At 38.1% G+C, this 5,069-nt stretch carries 4 protein-coding genes; 2 read left to right on the forward strand and 2 right to left on the reverse strand.

Annotated features, from left to right (window positions below):
* Positions 1-7: 7 nt before the first annotated feature.
* Positions 8-130 carry a tail fiber assembly protein gene (locus Xvie_RS19650; protein WP_086110803.1) on the forward strand — a complete coding sequence of 41 codons (123 nt, stop codon included), beginning with the start codon at positions 8-10 and terminating at the stop codon, positions 128-130.
* Between the two features lie 133 nt (positions 131-263).
* Here Xvie_RS19650 and Xvie_RS19655 read toward each other — a convergent pair whose 3' ends face one another.
* Both Xvie_RS19655 and Xvie_RS19660 read right to left on the reverse strand, forming a co-directional pair.
* On the reverse strand, positions 264-782 hold the full coding sequence (locus Xvie_RS19655) for a DUF4411 family protein (RefSeq protein ID WP_244175745.1): 519 nt from the start codon (positions 780-782) through the stop codon (positions 264-266).
* Positions 782-1,927: an ImmA/IrrE family metallo-endopeptidase gene (locus tag Xvie_RS19660; RefSeq protein ID WP_086110801.1), complete on the reverse strand. Its 1,146-nt coding sequence runs from the start codon at positions 1,925-1,927 to the stop codon at positions 782-784. Before Xvie_RS19660 ends, Xvie_RS19655 begins: the two co-directional genes overlap by 1 nt.
* Positions 1,928-2,310: 383 nt before the next feature.
* Here Xvie_RS19660 and Xvie_RS19665 point away from each other — a divergent pair, with 383 nt between their 5' ends.
* Positions 2,311-3,072 carry a DUF2829 domain-containing protein gene (locus Xvie_RS19665; protein ID WP_086110802.1) on the forward strand — a complete coding sequence of 254 codons (762 nt, stop codon included), beginning with the start codon at positions 2,311-2,313 and terminating at the stop codon, positions 3,070-3,072.
* Positions 3,073-5,069 lie beyond the last annotated feature (1,997 nt).

Genomic DNA, 5,069 nt, shown 5'->3' on the forward strand with positions numbered 1-5,069 from the left:
CGTTGATTTGAATATCGCCACTAACGCCGAGAAATCAGCATTGACTGAATGGCGCAAATACCGGGTACTGCTCAGTCGGGTGGATTGCTCAACCGCACCGGATATTAACTGGCCGGAGCAGCCGAAGTGATAATAGGGGTCTCGTGCCCCTCACCCGCCTAGACGTCCGCGTCCAGATGCTGGCAGATTCGGTGTGGAATGTGGGGCAGGGAAGAGCAGATTTGGGGTTGTGATAGGTAAGAAGCCCTCGTGGGGAGGGCGAATTATTTACAACTGAAATTATCGCAAGCATACGACGGAAGGAATTCGAATAGCGTCATAGTGCTTACATTATGTGCTTTTGTTGCGTTTGGTATCAGTATTCTTCTTTTAGGATTGTTTGAATCAAATATTTCAAAAGTGATGATTGATCGTCCAGTAGTCATGGCGTCAGCAATTAAAAATGCATCTGCTTTACTTTGGTTAGCGAAATCATCCCTTGCTTTTTGTGCAAAACCATTACTTTGAGACCACTTCATTAAAGCAGAGTAATTCTGGCTCCATGCCTGAGATGAAAACTCTGGCAGAAAAAATGTGTTTGGCACTTCATTTTTAATCCAATCAACAATCAAGTCGTTTCCTTTTAGTAACTCTTTTTTTACTGATTCTAATGAATAAATAATTTCTTTCTTGTGGAGATTTAGAAGAAAATCCCAAAACATTTTGCAATAATCAAAATGGTAATAGAAATTTTTCGAGTTAATAAAAACATTACTATCAATTAAGAAACTCTTATTTAGCATTATTTAAAAGTCCTTTTTCGATAAAGGTTAATGACAGTATCTGCTTTTACATTCAGTAGATTACCAGCTTCTCGTAATGGGATTTTTTGCGCCATAGCATAAGATAAAACCGTGTCGGTTATTTTGGGACTATTTCGGTAAGGTATGATGTTAAATGGATCGCCACCATTGTTTTTCTTGGTATTTTTCGTACCGGATAAAGAGGTTTTTTTTACCTCTAAGAAAACGTTATCATCTATAAGTTCAGTGTTTTTCGCTTTTATAGCGGCTGCATAGTTACTCATCCGGAAAGTCTTTGCTACATTATTAATAGCATGGATATCGTCTATACCAGATTTTTTCTCAGAACTCCAAAGCTCTTGGAAAAGCCTTGTAGGCATCAATATTTCAGCAGCAACTTTGTTGCAGAAAGATTCTACTTTATTTTCATAGTCCCAATCAGAAATGCCGCCTTTGCCAATCCAAATATGGGCAACCTCATGAAACAATGTAAAAACTTGGGCGGAAAATGTGTCTGCACCATTAACAAAGACAACAGGAGCAATATCATCAACAATAGAAAAGCCACGAAACTCTGTTACATCAAGCTTTCTGTGAGGGTTATTTCCCACTAAGCTATTTTTGAAAACCAGTATTCCCGCATTTTCTATTAATTTTGTAACAACACCAAAGTAAGAACTTAGCGTAACCTTTTTTATTATTTTACTTACATCAAAGTTTAATGTTTCGGTTATATCATTGGAAACTTCGAATACAGAAGAGTTTATTGTATATCTACCGATGAATGATGGTTTTTTATCCAAGCCGGATTCTTTAAGGTATTCCCTATACCATTCGGTTTTATATTGAATGTCGTGATAAGTATCAAAGAAGTTTTTAGATAAGCTTATATTATTAATTGTTTTCCTAAAATCAGGTATCTGAGGTTCATCTATTTCGGGCGGCTTATCTAAGAATAAATAACCGAACGGAATTCCTGCAAGCTTAGCTAATTTTTCAGCTACAGACTTGGAAACTTCACCTGCGAGAAGTTTATGTGGTTTTTTAGGCGTAAGTGTTTCCGCAAGGTGTTTCGTTGTGACACCTTGTGTGCTTGCGATCCACTTAATTATAGTAGGGGACAATTGTAGTTCTATTGTCGCCATTAGCCTCACCACCTAAATTTTAATTTATACATTTAACTGTAGTATTGACTCTTGTGAGCTATGGGTCAATTCATTAATTCCTATTGTTGTTAGTCCATTGATTCAATGAGTATCACTGACAAACCAACATTCACTATACTAAACAACCCCCATTTATATGTTGCTCAGAACTTTCCTAATCTGTGAAGTAAAAAGAGCGCTAATTTATCGGCATGTGACAAAAAATATATTTCAATTCAAAACAGTATCGCTGGTTATATTATCCTTATGCACCCACTTGTACCTCTTCCCACACAACCCTCATCAATTCATTCAACCATAAGCATTCGTTACTATATCCGGGCTGTCTAATAACTAATTATCTATAAATACAAGGAAATAGTATGTCTGACGTTATTAATCCCGAACACGAATGCCCATTTGACCCGAAACACTATCAATGTGATTGCTTTATTGCCCCGGTGGGTTCATTCTCCTGGGCGTTGATTCAATTAAAACTTCGCAAGCGCGTTACCCGTTCCGTTTGGGTGAATTGCCAAGGAAATAATGAAATGTATTTGGCTATCACTCCACGTGTCAATAATTTAGCCGTAGAAGAAGGCAGCGCTTATGCGGTGGATGGTGTGGCGGTTGGCACTCAGTACGACTATCTGACGCATATCGATCTGCGCAATGAGCATGGTAACTTTGTGCCTTGGCAGCCAACGCAGGAAGATATGATGGCGTGTGATTGGGGGTTGAAGGTGAGACCTGATGTTCCCGCCTCTCCTAAACATACACTGATTTTTGACATAACTCCACTTGAAATGGTATCAGAGCGTTACTGGGGAGTAACTACTAACTATGAAGGTAAATTGGTAATGGTAGGAGACCACGCAGAAGCTAATAAATATTTTGAAATTTTTTGGTCTGCTAATCATAATGAATTGTCTATGGATTTAGAGGCGCTAACTTTCCTTGATGGAGTTGAAGATAAAAAACTGATAATTACTATAGATGGAATAAAGTACGATCTTGGTTACCGCTTCAAAGATACAACTTCTGACTCAGATCTAAGTTACATAGGAATTGAAGCTGAAAAAATCGGCGACCTCTTAAAACAAACAGGAAAAACATATCGCTTCCATTGCGAATGGTATGATTAATCTTTCAAGGCCGCGCATTGCGTGGTCTTTTCCTAACACCCTGATTTCCTTAATCCCTGTCCCTATGCCGGAATTACGCAAAATCAACAAGTTAGCAAAAGGTGGGATTTCTCACCTTTAATTCAGCACGCTTCCGTTTCAAACGGAGGCAGTGAATTAACTATAGGGATCCCTTGAGTTTAAGGAGTCTCCGATTTCGGAGGTTCCTCTTTTTTGCTGAACATGACGACTACGAGACTTATTTGGAAAATTCCAAAAAAGGTCGTCTGTGAGAAATTTTTCGCATACCTTTTGCTCATGTGAGATTTTCACAGCTGAAAATTTTTTTGCAGTTGATGCTTTTGTACATACGGGATTTTCCCGTATGTAACTGAATAGCTGACGACGAATTTCGTCGGTAGTGGGTTATCCGGCTTCCTCCAAAGTGACGTTCTCGGAAAAATCAATGAGTTAATCAACTATAGAGGAAATCCCAATGGTTGCCGCAAGGTATGATATCCCATCTTGGGTATGGTGATTTCCCCAGCACCTTTTATTTGTGCAGGTATCCCATAGGTTAAAGGGCGGATTTTTGCCCTATAGTGGCTCGTTCTCATTCTCACTCTATAACCCTAAATTTTCCCTATCTAACGAGTGTAAAATCAATCACTATGTGCCTTATTGAGTGCACCCTTTCTCTTCTACTATCCCTTTTACCCGCCAGTTCTGGAACCTTTCAGGTAAGTGCATGCGCTAAAGCAATTCACTGAGACAACAAGAAACTTAAGATTAAATCCTTATTTATCAAAATAATAGAGTTTATTTATGAAATAAAAGATAAAATTGAGACAACATAAAATAGGCTAAGTTGTCTCAGTTTTTAGATATTAATCATTATAAAACAATAAGTTAATTTAGTTGAGACAACCGAGACAACACTGTTTGTTTAATTTATATATAAAGAGAAATAGAATTATAGTTATTCATGAAAAAGCAGCTACAGCATTAACTTGTTGATTTTTATGATGGTTGAAATTCCAATCATCTTTTTTGAGATCCAAATTGCTATTCAATAGGGTATTTAGAATGTGAATCTTTGTACGATAAATCGCTAATATTGACCAAAACGTCAATTTGACTCACAAGGCTTAAAAATGAGCTTTGCTTTTAAATCAACTCATTAACAATATAAGGGCATTGCTAATTGTGTTACCCACGGTCAGTAGTGACCACTCCTTTTACCTGCCGCTCAGCCAAATCTTCGTCCCAGTACAAAGAGAACATCGCAAAATTTTTTGCCAATGACACAGAATGATAAGGTAACTCAAATCTGAGCCACGGTTAACCATCTAATTTTATTCATGAAGCAAAAACCGGATCATCTCAAGGCGGGATAGCACACTTTGGTTTTACACACACGGTGAGGGTATAGGGATTTTCACCATACCTTTTGTTTGTGCAGGTATCACCATGTTGCTCATACCTTTTGCTCATGTGAGATTTTCACAACTGAAAAACTTTTTGCAGTTGATGCTTTTGTACATACGGAATTTTCCCGTATGTAACTGAATGGCTGACGACGAATTTCGTCGGTGGCGGGTTATCCGGCTTCCTCCAAAGTGAGGACCTCGAAAGAATCAACGGGTTATACATTAAACCATGCTGATTTGCACAGTCTATCTTGGTGAGCGATGTGCATTTTTGCATATCAATATTTATCAATAGAGCAAGACCCTAATTTGAGCTTAAGTGATAACTCATTGATATCTAATCAGACGGCATATTTGCAGTCTGGTCATAGTGTAACCTACCCAATTATTTTGGGTTACCTGTCTCGTAGCCAGGAACAAGACTACATATCTTTAAGAGTGTTAGTTATAGATCACCCAATAGGTTGAACTGACCCTCTTTAAGTGGGGCAGTTTGAGTACCGAAAATATCGGTATGCAAAATCCAATGTCCGATAATCGGACTTTGGGCGTAACTGATAGTTACTCACAAACGACTTTGTGCATAAA

The organism is Xenorhabdus vietnamensis, from assembly GCF_002127535.1.
GTDB classification, from domain to species: domain Bacteria; phylum Pseudomonadota; class Gammaproteobacteria; order Enterobacterales; family Enterobacteriaceae; genus Xenorhabdus; species Xenorhabdus vietnamensis.